Origin of the sequence: Saccharopolyspora erythraea (assembly GCF_018141105.1) — a bacterium.
In the GTDB taxonomy this organism is placed as follows: Bacteria; Actinomycetota; Actinomycetes; order Mycobacteriales; family Pseudonocardiaceae; genus Saccharopolyspora_D; species Saccharopolyspora_D erythraea_A.
Window position 1 is genome coordinate 6613606 of record NZ_CP054839.1, and the last position, 20301, is coordinate 6633906.

At 70.0% G+C, this 20301-nt stretch carries 16 protein-coding genes; 9 read left to right on the top strand and 7 right to left on the bottom strand.

Annotated features, from left to right (window positions below; genetic code table 11):
- Positions 1-172: 172 nt before the first annotated feature.
- From HUO13_RS29555 to HUO13_RS29570, 4 genes are read left to right on the top strand one after another with little or no spacing between them, the layout of a single operon-like run.
- On the top strand, positions 173-1459 hold the full coding sequence (locus HUO13_RS29555; RefSeq protein ID WP_211898239.1) for an extracellular solute-binding protein: 1287 nt from the start codon (positions 173-175) through the stop codon (positions 1457-1459).
- The gene (locus tag HUO13_RS29560) at positions 1460-2341 is read left to right on the top strand and encodes a carbohydrate ABC transporter permease (protein ID WP_211898240.1); all 882 of its coding nucleotides are present in this window, start codon (positions 1460-1462) and stop codon (positions 2339-2341) included.
- Positions 2338-3198: a carbohydrate ABC transporter permease gene (locus HUO13_RS29565; protein ID WP_211898241.1), complete on the top strand. Its 861-nt coding sequence runs from the start codon at positions 2338-2340 to the stop codon at positions 3196-3198. Before HUO13_RS29560 ends, HUO13_RS29565 begins: the two co-directional genes overlap by 4 nt.
- Before the next feature lie 2 nt (positions 3199-3200).
- Positions 3201-4772 (top strand): beta-N-acetylhexosaminidase, encoded by a 1572-nt coding sequence (locus HUO13_RS29570; protein ID WP_211898242.1) that lies wholly within the window; start codon positions 3201-3203, stop codon positions 4770-4772.
- Here HUO13_RS29570 and HUO13_RS29575 read toward each other — a convergent pair.
- A complete protein-coding gene (locus HUO13_RS29575; RefSeq protein WP_211898243.1) occupies positions 4769-5035 on the bottom strand; it encodes a DUF397 domain-containing protein in 267 nt (88 codons plus the stop codon). The genes HUO13_RS29570 and HUO13_RS29575 overlap by 4 nt on opposite strands.
- A gap of 12 nt (positions 5036-5047) precedes the next feature.
- Positions 5048-5908 (bottom strand): helix-turn-helix domain-containing protein, encoded by an 861-nt coding sequence (locus tag HUO13_RS29580; protein ID WP_211898244.1) that lies wholly within the window; start codon positions 5906-5908, stop codon positions 5048-5050.
- A 361-nt stretch (positions 5909-6269) separates the two neighbouring features.
- On the opposite strand from HUO13_RS29580, the gene HUO13_RS29585 reads away from it, so the two are divergent.
- Positions 6270-7013, top strand: coding sequence for an MBL fold metallo-hydrolase (locus tag HUO13_RS29585; protein ID WP_211898245.1), 744 nt, complete (start codon positions 6270-6272; stop codon positions 7011-7013).
- An 87-nt stretch (positions 7014-7100) separates the two neighbouring features.
- On the opposite strand, the gene HUO13_RS29590 is transcribed toward HUO13_RS29585, so the two are convergent.
- Positions 7101-7553, bottom strand: a complete 453-nt coding sequence (locus HUO13_RS29590; protein ID WP_211898246.1) for an SRPBCC family protein — start codon at positions 7551-7553, stop codon at positions 7101-7103.
- Between the two features lie 240 nt (positions 7554-7793).
- On the opposite strand from HUO13_RS29590, the gene HUO13_RS29595 reads away from it, so the two are divergent.
- The gene (locus HUO13_RS29595) at positions 7794-10328 is read left to right on the top strand and encodes an ABC transporter substrate-binding protein (protein WP_211898247.1); all 2535 of its coding nucleotides are present in this window, start codon (positions 7794-7796) and stop codon (positions 10326-10328) included.
- A 196-nt stretch (positions 10329-10524) separates the two neighbouring features.
- Here HUO13_RS29595 and HUO13_RS29600 read toward each other — a convergent pair whose 3' ends face one another.
- Together HUO13_RS29600 and HUO13_RS29605 are read right to left on the bottom strand one after the other, a co-directional pair.
- Positions 10525-11082: a GNAT family N-acetyltransferase gene (locus HUO13_RS29600; RefSeq protein ID WP_211898248.1), complete on the bottom strand. Its 558-nt coding sequence runs from the start codon at positions 11080-11082 to the stop codon at positions 10525-10527.
- 96 nt (positions 11083-11178) lie between these two features.
- Positions 11179-12084 carry a DMT family transporter gene (locus HUO13_RS29605; protein WP_211898249.1) on the bottom strand — a complete coding sequence of 302 codons (906 nt, stop codon included), beginning with the start codon at positions 12082-12084 and terminating at the stop codon, positions 11179-11181.
- Between the two features lie 37 nt (positions 12085-12121).
- Between HUO13_RS29605 and HUO13_RS29610 the strand changes: the two genes are divergently transcribed.
- Positions 12122-13537: a PLP-dependent aminotransferase family protein gene (locus HUO13_RS29610; protein WP_211898250.1), complete on the top strand. Its 1416-nt coding sequence runs from the start codon at positions 12122-12124 to the stop codon at positions 13535-13537.
- Between the two features lie 162 nt (positions 13538-13699).
- Here HUO13_RS29610 and HUO13_RS29615 read toward each other — a convergent pair whose 3' ends face one another.
- The gene (locus HUO13_RS29615; protein WP_211898251.1) at positions 13700-14386 is read right to left on the bottom strand and encodes a TetR/AcrR family transcriptional regulator; all 687 of its coding nucleotides are present in this window, start codon (positions 14384-14386) and stop codon (positions 13700-13702) included.
- A 106-nt stretch (positions 14387-14492) separates the two neighbouring features.
- Here HUO13_RS29615 and HUO13_RS29620 point away from each other — a divergent pair, with 106 nt between their 5' ends.
- On the top strand, positions 14493-15869 hold the full coding sequence (locus tag HUO13_RS29620; protein ID WP_211898252.1) for a serine hydrolase domain-containing protein: 1377 nt from the start codon (positions 14493-14495) through the stop codon (positions 15867-15869).
- A gap of 117 nt (positions 15870-15986) precedes the next feature.
- Here the strand turns inward: HUO13_RS29620 and uvrA are convergent, their stop codons facing one another.
- Positions 15987-18848, bottom strand: a complete 2862-nt coding sequence (uvrA, locus tag HUO13_RS29625; protein ID WP_211898253.1) for an excinuclease ABC subunit UvrA — start codon at positions 18846-18848, stop codon at positions 15987-15989.
- Between the two features lie 492 nt (positions 18849-19340).
- On the opposite strand from uvrA, the gene HUO13_RS29630 reads away from it, so the two are divergent.
- Positions 19341-20126: a maleylpyruvate isomerase family mycothiol-dependent enzyme gene (locus HUO13_RS29630; protein ID WP_211898254.1), complete on the top strand. Its 786-nt coding sequence runs from the start codon at positions 19341-19343 to the stop codon at positions 20124-20126.
- Positions 20127-20301: the final 175 nt, after the last annotated feature.

Here is a 20301-nt window from a genome sequence, read left to right on the forward strand (position 1 = left end):
TGCGGCGCGGGCGAGTCCACGAAGGCAGGCTGGCACATCCTGCGCCGGAATTCGCCGGAATGTCCCGGCTTTATTGGTCCAGACCCTTGTGGCGGCCCCCGGCCGTCCATACGATCTGCCTACATCGCGCGTTGGGCAACGCGCATTGCATCCAATGCAACGGAGTTCCGTCATGAAGGCGTGGAAACCGATCGTCATCACCGCTGCCTGCGCGATGCTCGCGGCATGCGGGCCGCCGCAGGTCGACCAGTCGGCGACGGCCGCCGACGAGCGCACCGGCACGCTGCGCGTGTGGCTGTTCGACGAGGCCGACCGCACTCCCAAGCAGGCCACCGTGGACGAGGCGGTGCGCGAGTTCGAGGCCGCGCACCAGGGTGTCGAGGTGGACGTGCAGTACATCTCGGTCGACACCCGCTCGCAGCGGTTCACCGGCGCCTTCAACGACCCCGCCAGCGCTCCCGACGTCGCCGAGTACGGCAACACCGACCTCGCCAGCTACGTCGCCGCGGGCGGCCTGGCCGACATCACCGCCGATCTGGAGAAGTGGCCGGAGGCCAAGGACCTCTCCCCCTCCGTGCTGGAGACCGCGAAGGTGGACGGCAAGGTCTACGGGGTTCCCTGGTACACCGGCATCCGCGCGCTGTACTACCGCACCGACGTCTTCGCCGAGCTCGGCCTGCAACCGCCCCGGACCACCGCCGAGCTCGTCGACACCGCGGCCCGGATCCGCGCCGCGCGCCCGGACCTCTACGGCGTCTCTGTCGGCGGCAAGTACCACTACGCGATGATGCCGTTCCTGTGGGCCGCGGGCGGTGACCTGGCGCAGCGGCAAGGCGAACGGTGGAAGTCGGTGGTGGACTCCCCCGCCTCGCAGCAGGGCATCGGCACCTACGCCTCGCTCATAAGCCCCGGCATCTGCCCGCCGGAGCAGTGCGCCGACATGACCGGCACGCAGAGCGTGCAGGCGTTCGCCTCCGGCAAGGCGGCGATGACCATCGGCGGTGACTTCAACCGCTCGGCGGTCGACGCGGGAGTGGCTGCCGGGAAGTACGCGGTGGTCCCGGTTCCCGGCCCCGCGCCCGGTTCGATCGCGCCCGCCTTCGCGGGCGGCAACATGCTCGGTGTCCTGAAGTCCTCGCAGCGCGCCACGCTCGCCCGCGAGTTCGTGCAGTTGCTGGCGGGCAAGCAGTACCAGCGCAAGATGTACGACGCGATGGGCAACCTGCCGACGTTCACCGACGTGCAGCGGGAACTCGCCGCGGGCGATCCCGTCGTCAAGCCGTTCGTCGACACGTTGCAGGCGGGAACCCGCTTCGTGCCGGACTCCCCGGCGTGGGCCGAGATCGACGCCCAGGGCCTGCTGCCGACGATGGTGCAGCAGATCGTCACCGGCACCGGCGTGGCCCAGGCGACCGGCGCGACGGCCGAGAAGATGAACGCCGTCTTCGAAGGCCGCTGAATGGGCGCGCTGCTCTACCTCGCCCCCGCCGCCGTCGTCCTCGTGGCGATGATGGCCTACCCGCTGTACCAGCTCGTGCAGATCTCCCTGTACGACTACGGGCAGGCGCAGGCCAGCGGCGGGGCTCCGCTGGAGTTCCTCGGTCTGGGCAACTACGCCGAGTTGCTCGGCGACGGCCGGTTCTGGACGATCCTGGCGCAGACGTGCGTGTTCGCCGCCGTCTGCGTGGCCGGCAGCCTCGCGGTCGGCATCGCGCTCGCGGTGCTGGCGACGAGAATTCGCGCGTTGCCCCGGCTGCTGCTGTTCCTGGCCGCGCTCGGCGCGTGGGCGACTCCGGCGGTGGCCGGGTCGACGGTGTGGCTGTTCCTGTTCGACCAGGACTTCGGTCTGGTCAACGAAGTTCTGGTCGGGCTCGGGTTCGGCGGCGCCGAGGGCATGTCGTGGACCTACGACCGCTATCTGGCCTTCGGGCTGGTGGCCGCGGAGGTCGTCTGGTGCTCGTTCCCGTTCGTGATGGTGACGACCTACGCGGGCATCAAGGCGATCCCGGCCGACGTGGTCGAGGCGGCGGCGCTGGACGGAGCTTCGACATGGCGCACGGCGCGCAGCGTGCTGCTGCCGATGCTGCGCCCGCTGCTGGTCATCGCCACGATCCAGTCGATCATCTGGGACTTCAAGATCTTCACCCAGATCTACGTGATGACCAACGGCGGCGGCGTCGCCGGCGGCAACCTGGTGCTCAACGTCTACGCCTACCAGGAGGCGTTCGCCGGTTCCAACTACGGTCTCGGTTCGGCCATCGGCGTGGTCATGACCGTGCTCCTGCTGCTGATCACCCTCGCCTACCTGCGGGCGCAGCGGGGCAACGAGGAGTTCGCATGAGCATCCCCCTGCGCGTCCGGCGCCCGGGTCGCCTGCTGGCCGAGATCTGCGCCGTCGCGGTCGCCGCCGTCGTGGCTTTCCCGCTGTACTGGATGGTGCTCTCGGCGTTCAAGCCCGAGGGCGAGATCCAGTCCACCGACCCCAGGCCGTGGACGATGACGCCGACGCTGGAGAACTTCCGGCGCGTGTTCACCCTCGACGGCCTCGGTGGCTACTTCCTCAACAGCGTCATCGTGGCGGGCGTGGTCGTGCTGGTGTCGATGGTGCTGTCGTTCCTGGCGGCGGTCGCGCTGACTCGCTTCCGCTTCCGGGGACGCACGGTTCTGCTGGTGATGCTGCTGATCGCCCAGATGGTGCCCGTGGAAGCGCTGACGATCCCGCTGTTCTTCCTGATGCGCCAGGTCGGCACGGTCGCACCGGCGTTCGGCCTCAACCACCTCGGCTCGCTGGTGCTGGTGCACCTGGCGTTCAGCCTGCCGCTGGCGATCTGGATGCTGCGCGGGTTCGTCGCGGGCGTCCCGGTGGAGTTGGAGGAGGCCGCCACGCTCGACGGCGCCGGGCGCGCCCGCTTCGTCTGGCAGGTGCTCTTCCCGCTGGTCGCACCGGGCCTGGTCGCCGCGAGCGTGCTGTCGTTCATCCATGCCTGGAACGACTTCCTGTTCGCCAAGACCTTCATCATCTCGGCGACGGAGAACCAGACGCTGCCGGTGGCGATCCTGGTGTTCTTCACCCCGGAGGGCAACGACTGGGGCGCGATCATGGCCGGGTCGACGCTCATGACGATCCCGGTGCTGGTCTTCTTCGTCATCGTGCAGCGCAGACTCGTCTCTGGCCTGGCCGGGGCGGTGAAGGGGTGAGCATGACGCCGTTGGACGCACTGATTCCCCGGCCGCTGCGGGTAGAACCCACGCACGGCTCGTTCACCGTCGACCGGACCACCACGGTCGGCGGCGAACCGGGCGCGGCGACCTGGTTCCGCCGCCATGTCGGCGCGGCAACCGGATTGCCCTTCGACACCGCGTCTCCGGCATCGATCCACTTCGCTGTGGCCCCGGAGACCGGGGCCGCCGGCGGCTACCGGATCGAGATCGCGCCGAGTGCCCTTTCGGTCGTCGCGAGCGACGATGCGGGCGCTTTCCACGCCGCGCAGACCCTCCGCCAACTGCTCGGGCCCGACGCGCATCGCGCGGCGCCGGTCGGCGACGGGCCGTGGGCGCTGCCGTGCGGTGTCGTCGTCGACGAACCGCGCTTCGGCTGGCGCGGCTGCCACCTCGACGTCGCACGCCACTTCATGCCCACGCGCGAGGTCATGCGCTTCGTCGAGCTGCTCGCCGCGCACAAGCTCAACGTGTTGCACCTGCACCTCACCGACGACCAGGGCTGGCGCATCGAGGTGCCGAAGTATCCGCTGCTGACCTCGGTGGGAGCGTGGCGGCGGCGGTCGATGGTCGGGCGCGGCGAGGTCGACGCCTTCGACGACCGCCCGCACGGCGGTTACTACACCACCGCGGACCTGCGCGAGATCGTCGCGCACGCGGCGGCCCACCACATCACCGTCGTGCCCGAGATCGACGTGCCCGGACACTCCCAGGCCGCCATCGCCGCCTACCCCGAGCTGGGAAACCACCCGGACGCACGGCTGGGAGTGTGGGAGAGCTGGGGCGTCAACGACAACGTGCTCAACGCCGATCAGACCACAGTGGACTTCTTCCGCGACGTCTTCGACCACGTCATGGACATCTTCCCGTCCCCGGTCGTCTGCGTCGGCGGTGACGAGGTCCCTACCGGGCAGTGGGAGGCGGCTGCCCACGAGCGAGCGCGTGAACTCGGCCTCGCCGACCCTGCGCACCTGCACGGCTGGTTCCTGCGCCAAGTCGTCGAACACCTTCACGCGTCCGGACGTCGCGCGCTGGGCTGGGACGAGATCCTCGACGCGGGCGGCGAACTGCCGGAGGGCACCATCGTCGCGTCGTGGCGCGGTGTCGAGGGCGGCCTTCGGGCGGCTGCGCAGGGACACCAGGCGGTGATGTGCCCGGAGCAGCACCTCTACTTCGACCACCGCCAGTCCGACCACCCCGACGAACCGATCCCGGTGGGATTCCTGCGCACCACAGCCGACGTCTACGCCTACGAACCGGTACCGGCGGACCTGCCCGCGGACGCGGCGGCGCGCATCCTCGGAGCGCAGGCGCAGGTGTGGACCGAGCACCTGGACATCCCCAGGCGAGTGGACTACGCCGTGTTCCCGCGCCTGGCGGCCTTCGCCGAGCTGGCGTGGAGCGCGCGGGAACGCCGCGACCACGCCGACTTCGAGCGCAGGCTCACCGCGCACCACCTCCCCCGGCTCGACGCCATGGGCGTGGAGTACCGGCCACCGGCCGGACCCCACCCCTGGCAGACTCGGCCCGGGGTGGCTGGCAGGCCGCGCTAGCCGAGCCGCCCGGCCTTCGCCGAGGTCAGGAACGAGGCGAAGGCGGGAGCCGCGAACGCGAGCACGGGCCCCTGCTTGTCCTTGGAGTCCCGCACTGCGACCGCACCGGGCACGAACCCGACCTCAACGCAGTTCTCCGAGCTACCGCTCCGCGTGCTCTTGTGCCATTTCGTAGGCAGGAACGCCACCTCAACGCAGTTCTCGTCGCTACCGCTGTAGGAACTCTTGCGCCAGGAAAGACCGGTCAGACCAGGTGCGCCCATCGAGACCCCTCACTACGCGCTCGGCGGCCGGTCCAGCTCGATAGCGAGACCGGCGATCAACTTTGCCGATTCTCCCGCATCCAGGGCAGCCTTCGACAGCCCTTTGATCGCCCTGTTGTGCACATCGATGTCCTCCCGTTCTTCCAGGAAGAGGCTTGATGTCAGGTTCGCGATGTATAGGACTGAAGGCGCGCTGGCGAACTCAAGCTTGGCGAATGGACCATCGAGCCCCGAGTGCACTCCGTTGGAGAAAGGCACCACCCGAATCGTGACGTGTGGCCACGCCGCCGCATGCACCAGATACTCAAACTGCCGCCGCATGACGTCCGGGCCACCGACATGCTGCCGCAACGCCGCTTCGTAGATGATCGCGACGAGCTGCGGCGCCCGCTCCTTCCGCAGCACCGACTGCCGCAGGAGCCGGGTGACCATCCGGTCCTCGATCTCGTTCTCCGGCACCACACCCATGCCTTGCAGCAGAGCCCGGGTGTACTCACCGGTTTGGAGCAGTCCGGGTATGAGCAGCGATTCGTAGTTGATGATCCGGGTGGCTTCCGACTCCAGCTCGATCAACGTGCGCTGCTTGTGCGACATCTCCCGCCGCTGCCACCAGCCCCGCTCCCCCGCCGCGATCTCCCGGCACAGTTCCAGCAGTTGCGCGCGGGCGTGGCCGGTCACGCCGTAGAGCGCGAGCATTCCCGCCACGTCCTCCAGCTTCGGGCCGCACGAGCCGGTTTCCAGGCGGCTGATCTTCGACATGGAGACGCCGAGCTTGTCCGCCACGTGCTCCGCGCCGAGCCCGGCCTCCCTTCGCGAGCGGCGCAGCTCCGCGCCGAGCTGGCGGGCGCGCAGGGTGGCATCCGACTTGAGCATGGGGCGACTCCCGGTTCGACGATCGCGGATTTCGCCCATCGTGGCCCCGAAAAGCCTCAGCTCCCCACCGGACATCCCGGAAGTCACCCCAAGCGCCGAACACTTGCAGAGGGCGAAAGTGGCCGACGTCCGGTAGCGCGACCACTCATGATCCCACTTCCTGACCGAGCAAGCTGGAGAACTTGATCTCCGCGACGCCTGAGACACCTGGCCGGACAAGACGGAAAACCGCTGAGACGAGCGAACGGGCTGCAGTGCGTGCCACTGCCATTGGTGCACGGCGGACCAGAGTTCCCGAGCGATCCGTTGTTCGCCGCGTTCGAGCCGCTCGCCGGCCAACGGGTCTCGTATGGTGAAGACCATGCGGATCACTGTGCTGGGGGGCTGTGGTGCCTGGCCGTCGGCTGGTCTGGCGTGCAGTGGTTTCCTCGTTGAGCACGAGGGCTTTCGCCTCGTCGTCGACCTCGGATACGCCGCCCTTCCCCGGCTGCTGGAGCACACGCCTCCGCGGGGCGTCGATGCGGTGCTGATCAGCCACGGACATCCCGACCACTGCGCCGACCTGAACCCGCTGCTGCGGGCCAGGGCGCTGGACGACGACCCGCCACCCGCGCTACCGGTCTTCAGCCCGCCCCAGGCCCTCGATGCGGTCCTCGCACTGGACCGGCCGGGAATGCTGGACGCCTCCTACCTGCTGCACGAGTTCATACCGGGCGCGCACTTCGAGATCGGTCCGTTCGAGGTAGCCACCCGGTTGTTACCGCACTGGGTGCCCAACGCCGGCATCCGGCTCAGGGCCGCCGGGCGGCTGCTGGCCTACACCGGTGACACCGGGCCGTGCCCCGACATCGCGGACCTGGCGCGGGATGCCGATGTACTCATCGCCGAGGCCACCTATGCCGAAGTGGTGCCCGAGCACTCCGCGAAGTACCTCTCCAGCGCGCAGCAGGCCGGCCAGTACGCCGCTCAAGCGCAAGTGGGTCGCCTCCTGCTCACCCACCTATGGCCTGGAGCGGACCCACACGACTTCGTGGACGCTGCCCGCCGGGCATACGGCGGTGACATCGCGGTCGCCGACAGCGGTCTCGTCGTCGACCTCCGCTGAGACCTCCGAAGTCCGTTCAGCCGCCACGTTGAACAAGAAGGGTGGCATCGCCTCTGATCAGGCACATCACGATCGACGGCTGGAGTACTAGCCCGCGTCGCCGTTCTCGAGGTGGGACTTCAGCCGCTGCAGGGTCTTCTCGATCGACTTGAGGCTGTTGGCGGGCATCGGGGTCCGGCCGACGACGCCCGGCAGCGGCATCCGCGAGTAGTCGAAGGTCTCGGTGACCTTCGTGCCCGACTCGCCGACCGGCTCCAGCTCGTAGCGCCAGCGGTGCGGGGCGAAGTGCTTCCAGGCGATCCGGCGGTTCTCCTCGTACTCCACGACGGTGTTGCTGACGCGGTAGCCCACGCCCAGCTTCATCTGCATGCCGAACTTCGAGCCCAGCACCAGGCGGTCCGGGCCGCTGATGCCCTCGCGGACGGTGCCGGAACCGTCGATGAGCGGGTGCTTGCGCGGGTCGGCCAGGAGGGCGAACACGTCCTCCGGTTTCGCTTCCACTACAACGCTGCTGGAGACCGAGTGCTGGTTCTGCGCCATGCGCCGACCCTACGCCTCGGCAACCGGCCGCTGCCGTGACGCGACGCACAACCCCGGCACGCCCCCTGTTCCCGGCGGACAGTCGGGCGAATCTGATCCGCCGGTCGCAGCAGGGCCGCGGCGACGGCGGCTGTCGGCCGCACCGAAGCCTGCTCGGTTTCCGGCGATATCCATATCGATCCCGTACCCCGTGCGGGTACTGTCCGAACTCTACGTGTTCGCCGTCACCTGGGGGTCGCGATGTCGGAAACGCAGGCCGGCAGCGGTATGTCGGCCGCGGACGTGCTCCGCCTGGTCGCGCCACGATGGGTCCGCCCGCGCCGGCTCGGCCGCATCCCCGACCAGCCGATCGTGCACGCCGTGCGCGAAACCGCACCCGGCATGCTGGCCGACCAGCTCTCCGACCACCTCGGCACGATCGTCCCGCACGCCGAGGTCCACGCAGGCGACACCGCCCGCAGCACCGAACGGGAGCGGTCGGTGCAGGTCCGCACGCTGCTGGACACCGCCGTCCTCGGACTGCGCGAGCACGACTCCTGGCCGCGCATCGGACGCCTCCAGTTCCCCCGCTACGCGTTGACGAGCTGGCTGCTCAAACAGAACCTGCGCCCGGCGGAGCTGAACCACGCCCCGCACAGCAACATCCGCGACCTGCTGCACGACTTCCTCAACAGCAGGCGCAGGCCCAGGCGGGGCAAGCAGAACGCGCGGGAGGCGGCGGCCTGGACGTCGATGACCGAGCAGCTTCCCTGGTACCTGTTCCTGCTGTCGCTGGTGGCTTTCCCGGTCTACTACTCGCTTTGGGTACGCCGGGGCAAGGTGCCGCGCTGGTTCCTGCGCCAGCAGTACCTGGCGCCGCGGGAGTCGGCCGACTTCCCCAGCTTCGTCCGGCGGCTGATCACCACGCCGTCGGAGCGGGAGAGCGCCGAGCAGGTCCGCAGGCTGCTGGTGCACGCCTTCCTCAGCGATCTCGCCGACTCGCACTCGCGCAGGCTGTGGCGCTGGCGGTGGGTGCCCAAGGACTGCTATCCGGTGCTGCTGCTCAAGGACCTGCGGCCCGGCACGGTCGGCGAGACGCTGGTCCGGCTGGTCAACAACGTCCGCAACGAGACCGGCGGCCGCGACCCGCTGCTGGTGGTGGCCACCGGCGAGCAGCCGCTGGAGGACGGCGAGACGCCCAGGGCACCGGTCACGCTGGAGCAGTGGGAGCGCGACCTCCAGGTGGCGCGGCGCAAGCGTTCGCCCACCGCGTGGTACGTGCCGCTGCGGATCGCCGAGGAACCCGCCGACGCATTCGACTACGACCGGTCCGGCGCGCTGGGACGCGCGCATCTGCCGCTGAAGCGCTCCAAGCTGGTGCGGCGCACGCCGCTGCTGCTGGTGATCCTGCTGCTCGTCGGCTCCACCGCCGGATACGCCGGCTACCTCCAGACCCACTGCGGGCAGTGGTGGCCGTACCAGAACTCCGACATCCGCGAGGTCGACGGCGAGTGCATCGGCGTTTCCGACACCAGCGGCACCTCCTACTTCTTCTCCGCGCACGACGAGCGCATGGTCGCGGCGCAGAAGAAGCTCGCCGAGCAGAACGAGGAGGCCGAGCAGCGCTGGGAAGACCAGCCGAACCTGCCCAACCCCACCGTCGTCTACTTCAGCACCTTCCCCAGCTCCGACGACGATCCGCCGACGCTGGCGGGCATCGCCGACGAACTGGACGGCGTCGCGGTGATGCAGCGGGAGTCGCTGGGGCGCAACGTGCTCATGAAGGTGGTGCTGGCCAACGGCGGGCTGCGGATGCGCCACGGGCCGCAGGTCGCCGCCGACGTCGCGGAGCTGATCGACCGGGACGACTCGGTGGTGGCGGTGGCCGGGCTCGGCGGGAGCTGGCAGTCCACAGTCGACACCGTCGAGGCGCTGGAGGCCAAGGGGGTGCCGATGGTCGGCACGACCATCTCCGCCGACCTGCTGCCCAAGTCGAGCCCGCTTTTCTACCAGGTGGCGCCGTCCAACGCCTGGGAGGCGAAGGTGGTGGCCAACTACATCGCCGCCGGGCCGAACGACCCGCGCACCGGAGCGCCGAGGCGGCCGGACAACGTCCTGATCTACTCCAACCCGCGCGATCTCTACAGCAACGACCTCGCCCAGCTCACCGCAGGCGAGCTGCGGGCGCACGGCATCGAACCGATGCCCGACAGCGACAGAATCCCGTGCGGCAGGCAGAACCTGGTGTTCTTCGCCGGCCGGGCCAACGACCTGGCGACGTTCCTGACGAAGATGCCGCCCGAGTGCGGGAAACCGGAGAACTACCCGCAACTGCTCGCCGGCGACGACACCAGCAAGCTCGTGCTCGACGACGCGATGAACGACCACGAGGGCGTCGTGCTCGACCACGTGTCCTTCACCGGCCGCAGCGCGTGGGACCCGCAGAGCCAGCAGGGCACACCGCTGCGCGGGCGCGGACTGCTGGCCCGCGACGCGCTGGAGGTGATCGCGCTGGCGGTGCAGACGATCACCGGCATGGACGGGGACAACCCGGCACCCACCCAGCGCACGCCGGTCACCGGCGGCACGGTGTGGCGGGGCATCGGCAAGGCGCTGTTCGTCGGCTCCAGCGGCACCATCGACTACGGGACGGGCGGGCAGATCCCGGTGGACAAGTCGATCTCGATCCTGCGCGTCACCGGCGGGGCGGGCACCCCGCCCGAGGACGAACTAATCTGCGGCCGCTTCCAGCGCGACCCGGTCGCCCACCGCGACCCGCGCTGCCCGGTGCCGTGAGGCTTCGGGCTGCTACTGGGCCGAATGTGGTTGCCCACTTGAGGCGCCCAACCCTTCCGCAGTGACAGGATTCAACCACCTGGCCGTCGCGGCGCTCCCCGACGAGGCACGAGGAACGACGGCCGCTATGGACCAGGTACCGGCTCCCACCCGGCACGAGCCGCGTGCTCATCGGAGCCCACGCTTCGTGGCGTTTCTAGAAGGGCAAACCGTCCAGGATCAGCGGCCCCTCGGTGAGTTGCGCACCGTCCACGAGTGGGACCCAACATGTCGTCAGCGGCATCAGGACAGGTCCGTCCGGCTGGTCCACCGTGATGTCGCTGGACAGTGCCCGCCAGCCGAGCCGCTCGTAGTACGGAACCAGCGCGGCGCGGCAGAAAAGCAGGCCGATGGGTCGTCCTGTGCGCCGCATCCGGCCCATCGCGGCCTCGACCACCATCTGGCCGAGGTGATGTCCGCGCAGTGAGCGGTGCACGAGCACACCACCCAGCCCGACAGCCGGCACGTGCTGGCCGCGGGACCGGATCTCGATCGGCAACCAGCCCGCATGGGCGACCAACTTGTCACTGTCGCGGAGCACGACGTGCCCGACCTTGTCCCGCCACACGAGGTTCAGATCGTCGATGCCGCTCGGATCCGTTTCACCGTCGATGATCTCGGCTCGCTCCTGCGCACCGTAAGCACGCATATCGACCACTTCCACCGTGAATTCCCTTCCGCCCGCTTCGTCCACAGCTTCGACCAAGATGCCCACCAGCGTGCACGTCCGACGCAGCAACGCACCGGACGACCGGAAATCCCCGACTCCAGCGCTGCTTCCGCACGACCCCGGCCAACTCGGGCCTTCGCCCTAGCTCTTGGCTGTGCTCGCCCACTGCCCGAGTCGTGCGCGGACGGCGATCCCGGCGCAGACGATAACGGCCATCCCGCCGAGGATGGTGGGCCAGGTGAGTGCTTCGTGCAGCAACACCGCCGCCCAGCAGATGGTCATCACGGGCTGGACGAGCTGTACCTGGCTGACCCGCGCCATCGGCCCGATCGCTAGTCCGCGGTACCAGGCGAAGAATCCCAGATACATGCTCACCACGGCCAGGTAGGCGAACGCGGCCCACTCGAGCGGGGTACCGCTCGGTGGTTGCTGCGCGATCGAGATGCCGGTGAGGACGGCCATCAACGGCGCGGACAGCACCAGCGCCCACGACACGGTCTGCCAGGCGCCCAGTTCGCGGGCCAGCAGTCCGCCTTCGGCGTAGCCGATCGCGGCCGCGACGACGGCGCCGAACAGCAGCAGGTCCGACCACTGCATTCCACTGAGCCCGCCGCCCTGCAACGCCGCGAACGCGACGGCAGCGACCGCGCCCACGACCGCCATGGCCCAGAACGACATCGGGGGCCGCTCGTGCCCGCGGAGCACGGCCACTGTCGCGGTCGCGGCGGGCAGGAGGGCGATCACGACGGCACTGTGGCCGGCCGGTGCGGTGGTGAGCGCGAAGGACGTCAGCACGGGGAAGCCCACGACCACTCCCCCGGCGACGACCGCCGCTCGTCCCCACTGGATGCCGCGTGGCAGGCGCTGCTTCGTGATCGCCAGGGCGGCGGCAGCGAGCAACGCGGCCACGACCGCACGGGCGGAACCGATGAACAGCGGCGACATCCCACCACTCGCGACGGCGACGCGGGTGAACGGGACAGTGAAGGAGAACGCCGCCACTCCGAGCAGCCCCCACCCGAGACCGGCACGAGAAGGGGATAGCACTGGGCCAACGTGGAGAGTAGCGCTACTGTTCTGCGTCATGTCCAACGATAGCAGCTCCAAGATCGTCGCCGGGCTCCGTTCATGGGTCGCGGGGGCTCCGCCGGGCGCGAAGCTGCCGTCGACGCGGGCACTGGTGGCGCAGTACGGGGCGAGCCCGGTCACGGTGCAGAAGGCGTTGCGGACGTTGACTTCCCAGGGCGTAGTGGAGAGCCGCCCCGGAGTGGGCACCTTCGTGCGCGCGGTACGGGTCGCCCGCCCGAACGACTACGGATGGCAGACCGCCGCACTCGGGTCCGCGAAGAACCGCACCCCGCAACTGCCCACCGCGTTGCGCACCGCGCCGAACGACGTGATCGCGCTGCACTCGGGCTATCCGGATCGGGAGCTGCTGCCCGAACGACTGGTGCGGGCCGCGTTCACGCGCGCCGCCCGCAGCGGTGCAGCCGCCAGCAGACCCCCGGCCGCGGGGATTCCGGAGCTCCAGGCGTGGTTCGCGACCGAACTGGGCACGGCCGCGCCGGCCGGCGTCACGCCGCCGGCACCGAGCGACGCGATCGTGCTACCCGGCAGCCAGAGCGGGCTCAGCACGGCCTTCCGCGCACTGGTCGGTGCGGGCCGGCCGCTACTGGTGGAGTCACCGACCTACTGGGGCGCGATCCTCGCCGCCACACAGGCGGGCGTGCAGGTCGTGCCCGTGCCCAGCGGCATCCGAGGGCCGGACCCGGACGAGCTGGCCCGCGCCTTCGAGCGCACCGGGGCCCGCGCCCTCTACGCCCAACCGAACTTCGCCAACCCCACCGGCGCTCGGTGGACACCGGACTTGGCCGAGCAGGTGCTGGAAAACGTGCGCCGGCACAAGGCTTTCCTCATCGAGGACGACTGGGCGCACGACTTCGGGATCACCGCCGACCCCGCACCCCTCGCCGCCCGCGACGACGCCGGACACGTCGTGTACCTGCGCTCGCTGACCAAGAGCGTGTCCCCGGCCGTGCGCATCGCCGGAATCATCGCCCGCGGTCCCGCGCGCGAACGCATCCTCGCCGATGCCCAGTCCGTGTCCATGTACGTCAGCGGCATGCTCCAGGCCGTTGCGCTCGACGTCGTCACCCAACCCGCGTGGCACACCCATCTGCGAAACCTCCGCCAGCAGCTGGCCGCACGTCGGGACCTGCTCGCCGAAGCCATCCGAGACCACCTCCCCACCGCGCATCTGGAAGCGGTGCCCCAGGGCGGGCTGAACCTGTGGGTACGACTGCCGGACACCACCGACGCGGCGAAGCTCGTCCAGGACTGCGAAGCCGACGGAGTCGTCATCGCCCCCGGCGACGAGTGGTTCCCCGCCGAGCCCACCGGGCACTACCTCCGGCTCAACTACTCCGGCCCGAACCCCGGCGCCTTCCCCGACGGGGCCCGCACGATCGGTCGGGCACTCGCACGCAACAACCGCTCGTGACACCGGCTGGACATCGCCGACGCTGCCCCACGAGAGACGACCGCCGGTGGTCGTGTTCTGAGTACGCCAACAGGGCACTGCGACAGCACCTCCCCCGGCCAGTTGAACGGACTGGTCGAGGCTCTGCCGACGATCCGGGGCAAACGCGGGCGGCCATGGCGGTCACCCGCCGCCGCGCTCGGCGAGGCGGGCCTCGAAGCCGTCGAGGATGGAACGCAGACCGAACTCGAAGGTGTTGTCGGGCGCCGCGGCGTAGTCGACGGCGGCGGGGGTGCCGATGCGCTCGCGCAGCCGCGGGAACTGCTCGGCGATCTCCGCGCTGCGGGCCATGGTCTCGGCGAGCCGCTGTTCGGCGTTGCCTCCGTCGCGGTTCAGCCGCCGGGTCAGGGAGACCTGCGCCGCGGGCCCGAGGGCGCTGCCGAGCACGAAGATCAGCACGGTGGCCGCCGCGCGGTCGGCGTCGTCGGGGGCGAAACCGGCCTTCTCGTAGATGGCGAGCGTGTGCTCGTCGCGGCGGGCCTTCTCCGGCCCGGCCAGCAGGTAGCTGCCGAACGCCTGCCCGAGCCAGGGGTGCCGGACGAGCATCGCGTGCGTACTGGTGGCCACGGCGGTCGCGGCGGTCCGCCAGTCGGTGGAGTCCAGATCGGGCAGCTCCACCTCGCCCCAGATCGCGTCGCCGGCGAGCTGGACGAGCTCCTCCTTGGTCGCGATGTGCCAGTAGATCGCAGTGGCCGCCACGCCGAGCCGTTTGCCCAGGCTGCGCATGTTGAGCCCGTCCAGCCCCTCGTCGTCGAGGAGCGCGATCGCGGCGCGCACGATCTGGTCTGCGGTCAGCGTGTCTCGCGGCATGGCCTCCAGCGTAGTTGAACAAAGTTCAGGCATTTCCTTGAACTTTGTTCAAGGCGGGTCTACGTTCTTGCTTGTACTTAGTTCAAGTGCTCGAAGGGGGAATCCGATGACACAGCGCGAGCTGGCCGGTGCGGTCGAGGCGACCGCGACGGAGTTCGGCATCCCCGGCGTCGCCGCCGGGGTGTGGGCGGACGGCCGGGAGATCCACGCGTCGCACGGCGTCACCAGCGTCGACAACCCGCGGCCGGTCGACGGGAACACGCTGTTCCACCTGGCGTCGGTGACGAAGACCTTCACCGCGACCGCGCTGATGCGCCTGGCCGTCGAAGGAATGGTGGATCTGGAGGCACCGGTGTGCCGCTACATCCCCGAACTGCGACTCAGCGACGAGCGGGCCGCCGCGAAGATCACGGTGTTGAACCTGCTCAACCACACCTCGGGACTGGACTGGAACGTCATCGACGCCGGTGACGAGGCCGGATCGCTGGCCGGTTTCGTAGCCGAGATGGCCGACCTGCCCATGATCGCGGAGCCCGGCGAACGCGCCTCCTACAGCCAGGCCGGCTACAACCTGGCCGGGCTGGTCGTCGAGAAGGTCACGGGCCTGCCCTTCGAGAAGGCCATCGCCGCACTGGTTCTGGAGCCGGTCGGGCTGTCCAACACCTTCTTCGACCTCGACGACGTCGTGGTCCGGTCCTTCGCCGTCGGGCACAACCGCGGCGACGACGGGGAACTGCGGTTCGCGCGGCCGTGGAAGGCGTGGCGAGCAGGCGCCCGCGGCAACGACCCGGGCGGCGGCATCGTGTCGTCGGTGAGCGACCTGCTGCGCTGGGCCCGGTTCCACCTCGGCACCGGAGACGGCGTGCTGCCCGCCGAGGCGCTGCACCGCATGCGGGAGCAGACGGTCGCGCTGCGGGCGAGCTCCCTGGGCGACGGCATCGGGATCTGCTGGTTCCTGCGTGACGCCGGCGGGGTGCGCACCATCGGGCACGGCGGATCGGGCAACGGCCAGTTCGCCGAGCTGCTCATCGCGCCCGAACGCGACTTCGCCGTCGTCTCGCTGTCCAACGCCGGCCCGGACGGCCACCCGTGCAACCGGGCCGTCGTCCGGTGGGCGCTGGAGCACTACCTCGGAGTGATCGACCGGGACCCGCAGCCGGTGCCCCACGACGACACCCGGGCCCGGGAGGTCGCCGGACGCTACGAGAACGACGCCATGTACCTCGACATCGCCACCGACGGCTCCCGGCTCACCCTCGGGGTCGGGATCAGGCCGGCGATCCGCCTCGCCTCGGACGTCGAGATGCCCCCGGACTACCCGCCGGCCGCCGCTGGTTTCCTGCCCGGCGACGGCGACGAGTACGTCGTCACCGAAGGCGGTTTGCAGGGAGAGCGCGGCTACTTCACCCGCGACGACGACGGCGCCGTCGTGGGCGTGGACCTCGGGGGCAGGCTTTTCAGCCGCGCTCCCGCCACGCCCTGATCAGGCGGCGCGCCCGCCCGGCCCGCCCCGCGAATCCTCGGCGGTCCCGCCTGATCACGTGCATCCTGATCAGGCGGGATCGCATCTCCGGCGCCGGGAAGCGTCCGGGCGCGGGGATCAGCCCTCGGCGAGGATCGGCGCCAGGAAGCGGCCGGTGTAGCTGTCCTCGACCTCGGCGACGTCCTCCGGAGTGCCCTCCGCGATCAGCTCGCCGCCGCCGTTACCGCCCTCCGGGCCCATGTCCAGCACCCAGTCCGCCGTCTTGATGACGTCGAGGTTGTGCTCGATGACGATCACCGTGTTGCCCTTGTCCACCAGGCCGTTGACCACGCCGAGCAGCTTGCGGATGTCCTCGAAGTGCAGACCCGTCGTCGGCTCGTCGAGGATGTAGACCGTCTTGCCCGTCGAGCGCTTCTGCAGCTCGCTGGCCAGCTTCACCCGCTGCGCCTCGCCACCGGACAGCGTCGGCGCGGGCTGCCCGAGCCGGACGTAGCCGAGGCCGACGTCCACCAGCGTCCGCAGGTGGCGGTGGATGGCGTTGATCGGCTTGAAGAACTCCGCGGCCTCCTCGATCGGCAGGTCCAGGACCTCGGCGATCGTCTTGCCCTTGTAGTGCACCTCCAGGGTCTCCCGGTTGTACCGGGCCCCCTTGCACACCTCGCACGGCACGTAGACGTCGGGCAGGAAGTTCATCTCGATCTTCAGCGTGCCGTCGCCCGCGCACGCCTCGCACCGGCCGCCCTTGACGTTGAAGGAGAACCGGCCCGGCTGGTAGCCACGCACCTTGGCCTCGGTCGTCGCCGCGAACAGCTTGCGGATGTGGTCGAAGACGCCGGTGTAGGTCGCCGGGTTCGACCGCGGGGTCCGCCCGATCGGCGACTGGTCCACCTGCACCAGCTTGTCGACGTTGCCCAGCCCGTTGACGCGGGTGTGCCTGCCGGGGACCTGCCGCGCGCCGTTGAGCTTGTTCGCCAGCACCGACGCCAGGATGTCGTTGACCAGCGTGGACTTGCCCGATCCGGACACCCCCGTCACCGCCACCAGACAGCCGAGCGGGAACGAGACGTCGATGCGGTGCAGGTTGTGCTCGCGGGCGCCGACGACGGTGAGCTGGCGCTTGGGGTCGTTGCGCCGCCGGGTCTCCGGCAGCGGGATGTGCTTGCGCCGCGCCAGGTAGTCGCCGGTGACGGACGCCTCGTTGTCGAGCAGCTCCTTGTACGGCCCGCTGTGCACGACCCGACCGCCGTGCTCACCGGCGCCGGGACCGATGTCGACGATCCAGTCGGCGCTGCGCACGGTGTCCTCGTCGTGCTCGACGACGATGAGCGTGTTGCCGAGGTCGCGCAGGCGGCTCAGCGTCTCCAGCAGCCGGTGGTTGTCGCGCTGGTGCAGGCCGATCGAGGGCTCGTCGAGCACGTAGAGCACGCCGACCAGGCCCGAACCGATCTGGGTGGCCAGCCGGATGCGCTGCGCCTCACCACCGGAGAGCGTGCCCGCGGCGCGGTCCAGCGACAGGTAGTCCAGGCCGACGTCGAGCAGGAAACCCAGCCGCGCCTGCACCTCCTTGAGCACCCGCCCGGCGATCATCTCCTCGCGCTGGCCGAGCACCAGCCCGTTCAGGAAGTCCGCGCACTCGCGGACGCTGAGCGCGCTGACCTCGGCGATGGACATCTCACCGGTCTCGGCGCCCTCCATCGTCACCGCGAGGATCTCGGGCTTGAGGCGGGTGCCGTCGCACGCCGGGCACGGCACGTCGCGCATGTAGCCCTCGTACTTCTCGCGCGCGTAGTCGGACTCGGTCTGCTCCAGCCTGCGCTCCAGGAACGGGATGACGCCCTCGTAGTTGGCGTAGTAGGAGCGGGTGCGGCCGTAGCGGTTCTTGTAGCGCACGTGCACCTGGTCGTTGGTGCCGTGCAGCACCGCCTTCTTGACCTTGGTCGGCAGCCGGTTCCACGGGGTGTCCATCCGGAAGCCGATCGCCTCCGAGAGCGAGGTCAGCAGCCGGGTGAAGTACTCGGCGGTGTGCCCGCCGGCCCACGGCGCGATCGCGCCCTCCTCCAGCGACAGCTCCTCGTCGGGCACGACCAGCTCCGGGTCGACCTCCTTGCGGATGCCCAGGCCGACGCAGTCCGGGCAGGCGCCGTAGGGGGAGTTGAACGAGAACGACCGCGGCTCCAGCTCGTCGACACCCAGCGGATGTCCGTTGGGGCAGGCCAGGTTCTCGGAGAACTTGCGCTCGCGGTGGGGGTCGTTCTCCTCGACCTCGACGAACTCCAGCAGTACCAGGCCGTCGGCCAGCCGCAGCGCGGTCTCCACCGAGTCGGTCAGCCGCTGCTTGGCGCTGGGCTTGACGGTGAGCCGGTCGATCACGACCTCGATGTCGTGCTTCTCCTGCTTCTTCAGCTTCGGCGGGTTTTCCAGCGGGTGCACCACGCCGTCGACCCGCGCGCGGGCGTAGCCCTGCGACTGCAGCTTCTCGAAGAGGTCGACGTACTCGCCCTTGCGGCTGCGCACCACCGGCGCCAGCACCTGGAACTTGGTGCGCTCGGGCATCGCAAGGACCTGGTCGACGATCTGCTGCGGGGTCTGCTTGCTGATCGCCTCGCCGCACACCGGGCAGTGCGGCTTGCCCGCGCGGGCGTAGAGCAGCCGCAGGTAGTCGTAGACCTCGGTGATGGTGCCCACCGTGGACCGCGGGTTGCGGCTGGTCGACTTCTGGTCGATGGAAACCGCCGGGGACAGGCCCTCGATGAAGTCGACGTCGGGCTTGTCCATCTGCCCGAGGAACTGCCGGGCGTAGGCGGACAGCGACTCGACGTAGCGTCGCTGCCCCTCGGCGAAGATCGTGTCGAAAGCCAGGCTCGACTTCCCGGAGCCGGACAGCCCGGTGAACACGATCAGGCTGTCCCGGGGCAGGTCGAGGTCGATCCCGCGCAGGTTGTGCTCACGGGCGCCGCGGACGACAAGGCGGTCAGCCACTGCAATCCCTTCGAAGTTCTCGCCGGGTCGGGTGCGACCCCCCGGCGGTGCGGGCCCGGTGTCGGACGGGCCCGGGTGTGGGCAGGAGGCGGTGCCGGCCCCAACGGGTCAGCGGGCACGTCCCGAGCGAGACACCGGCATCGGCACCGCAGTGGTGCACGGCCGCGCACCGGTGGTGGTGCGCCGGGTGCCGCACCGCGGTCGGCGCCGGGGTGAAACGCCTGCAGGACGTCGCACATCAATGCTATTCGGGGGCACCGACAGTCTCGGATCGCGTCCGGTCCACCACCGCGTGACCTGTGTCCACTGTCACCCGCTGTCACCTGAACGAGTGACCGACCGTGAGGACGGCGTCACCGCGCCGGGGCCTCGTCCGACGATACGCAAAATTACCCCGGAATGGGCACTGTCGGCCTCGGCGCCCTCGCATCTACGCTCGAAACCTCACCGGCGTGCAGCACCGGCAATCCCCTTTTGAAGCGAGGACGACCCATGGCTGACATCGCTCTCGGGGCCGGCGACCGTAGCAACATCGAAAGCACCACCGGCGCCGCGCAGCTAGCCCACCGGACCTCGGTCGCACTGGCCGCCATCGAGCAGGCCAGCGACCGCTTCATGGAGACCGCCAGGAGCCTCGACGAGCTGTCGATCCACAGGCCGAGCCTGCTGCCGGGGTGGACCCGGGCGCACGTCATATCGCACGTGGCGCGCAATGCCGACGGGTTCCTGAACCTGCTGCGGTGGGCGCGCACAGGCGTCGAGCACCCCATGTACGCCAGCGCGTCGGACCGCGACGCCGACATCGACGAGGGCGCGGTGCGCGGCAGGCAGCTGCTGCTGGAGGACCTCGCGGCGTCGTGCGAGCGCTTCGCCCGCGCCGCCCGCGAACTGCCGGTGTGGGCGTGGACCGCCGAGGTGCTCGACGGCGCGGGCGACCCGATCCCGGCGCACGGGGTGCTGCGCGGGCGGCTGCTGGAGGTGTGGGTGCACCTGGTCGACCTCGACCACGGCTTCGGATTCGACGACATCCCGCGCCCCGACGTCGAGGAGGTCCTCGAGGACGTCGTCCAGCAGTTCGGCGGCAGGCACGATGTGCCCGCGCTCACCGTCGTGGTCGACTTCGACGGGCGCGAGCGCAGCTGGGAGCTGCGCGGGACGACGTCGCGGCCCAGCCAGGTGCACGGCGACCCCGGCGCGATGCTGGGGTGGCTGCTCGGACGCACCAGCGGCGAGCGGCTCACCGGCGACCCGCTGCCGACCCTGCCGCCCTGGCTCTGAGGGCCTGGTTCCGGGGCCGTTCTGTGTTCTCCCGCAACGGAAGTGCGCGGTTGTCCCATGCGCAACACGCCGTAGCTCGGGAGTCCGGCTGCTGATCCGCCGTGGTCGGCTGGGCGGCGTGGTCGGCTGGGCGGCCGTCCGTCCGCTGTGTGGTCGCTTCCCGCTGTGTAGGCCG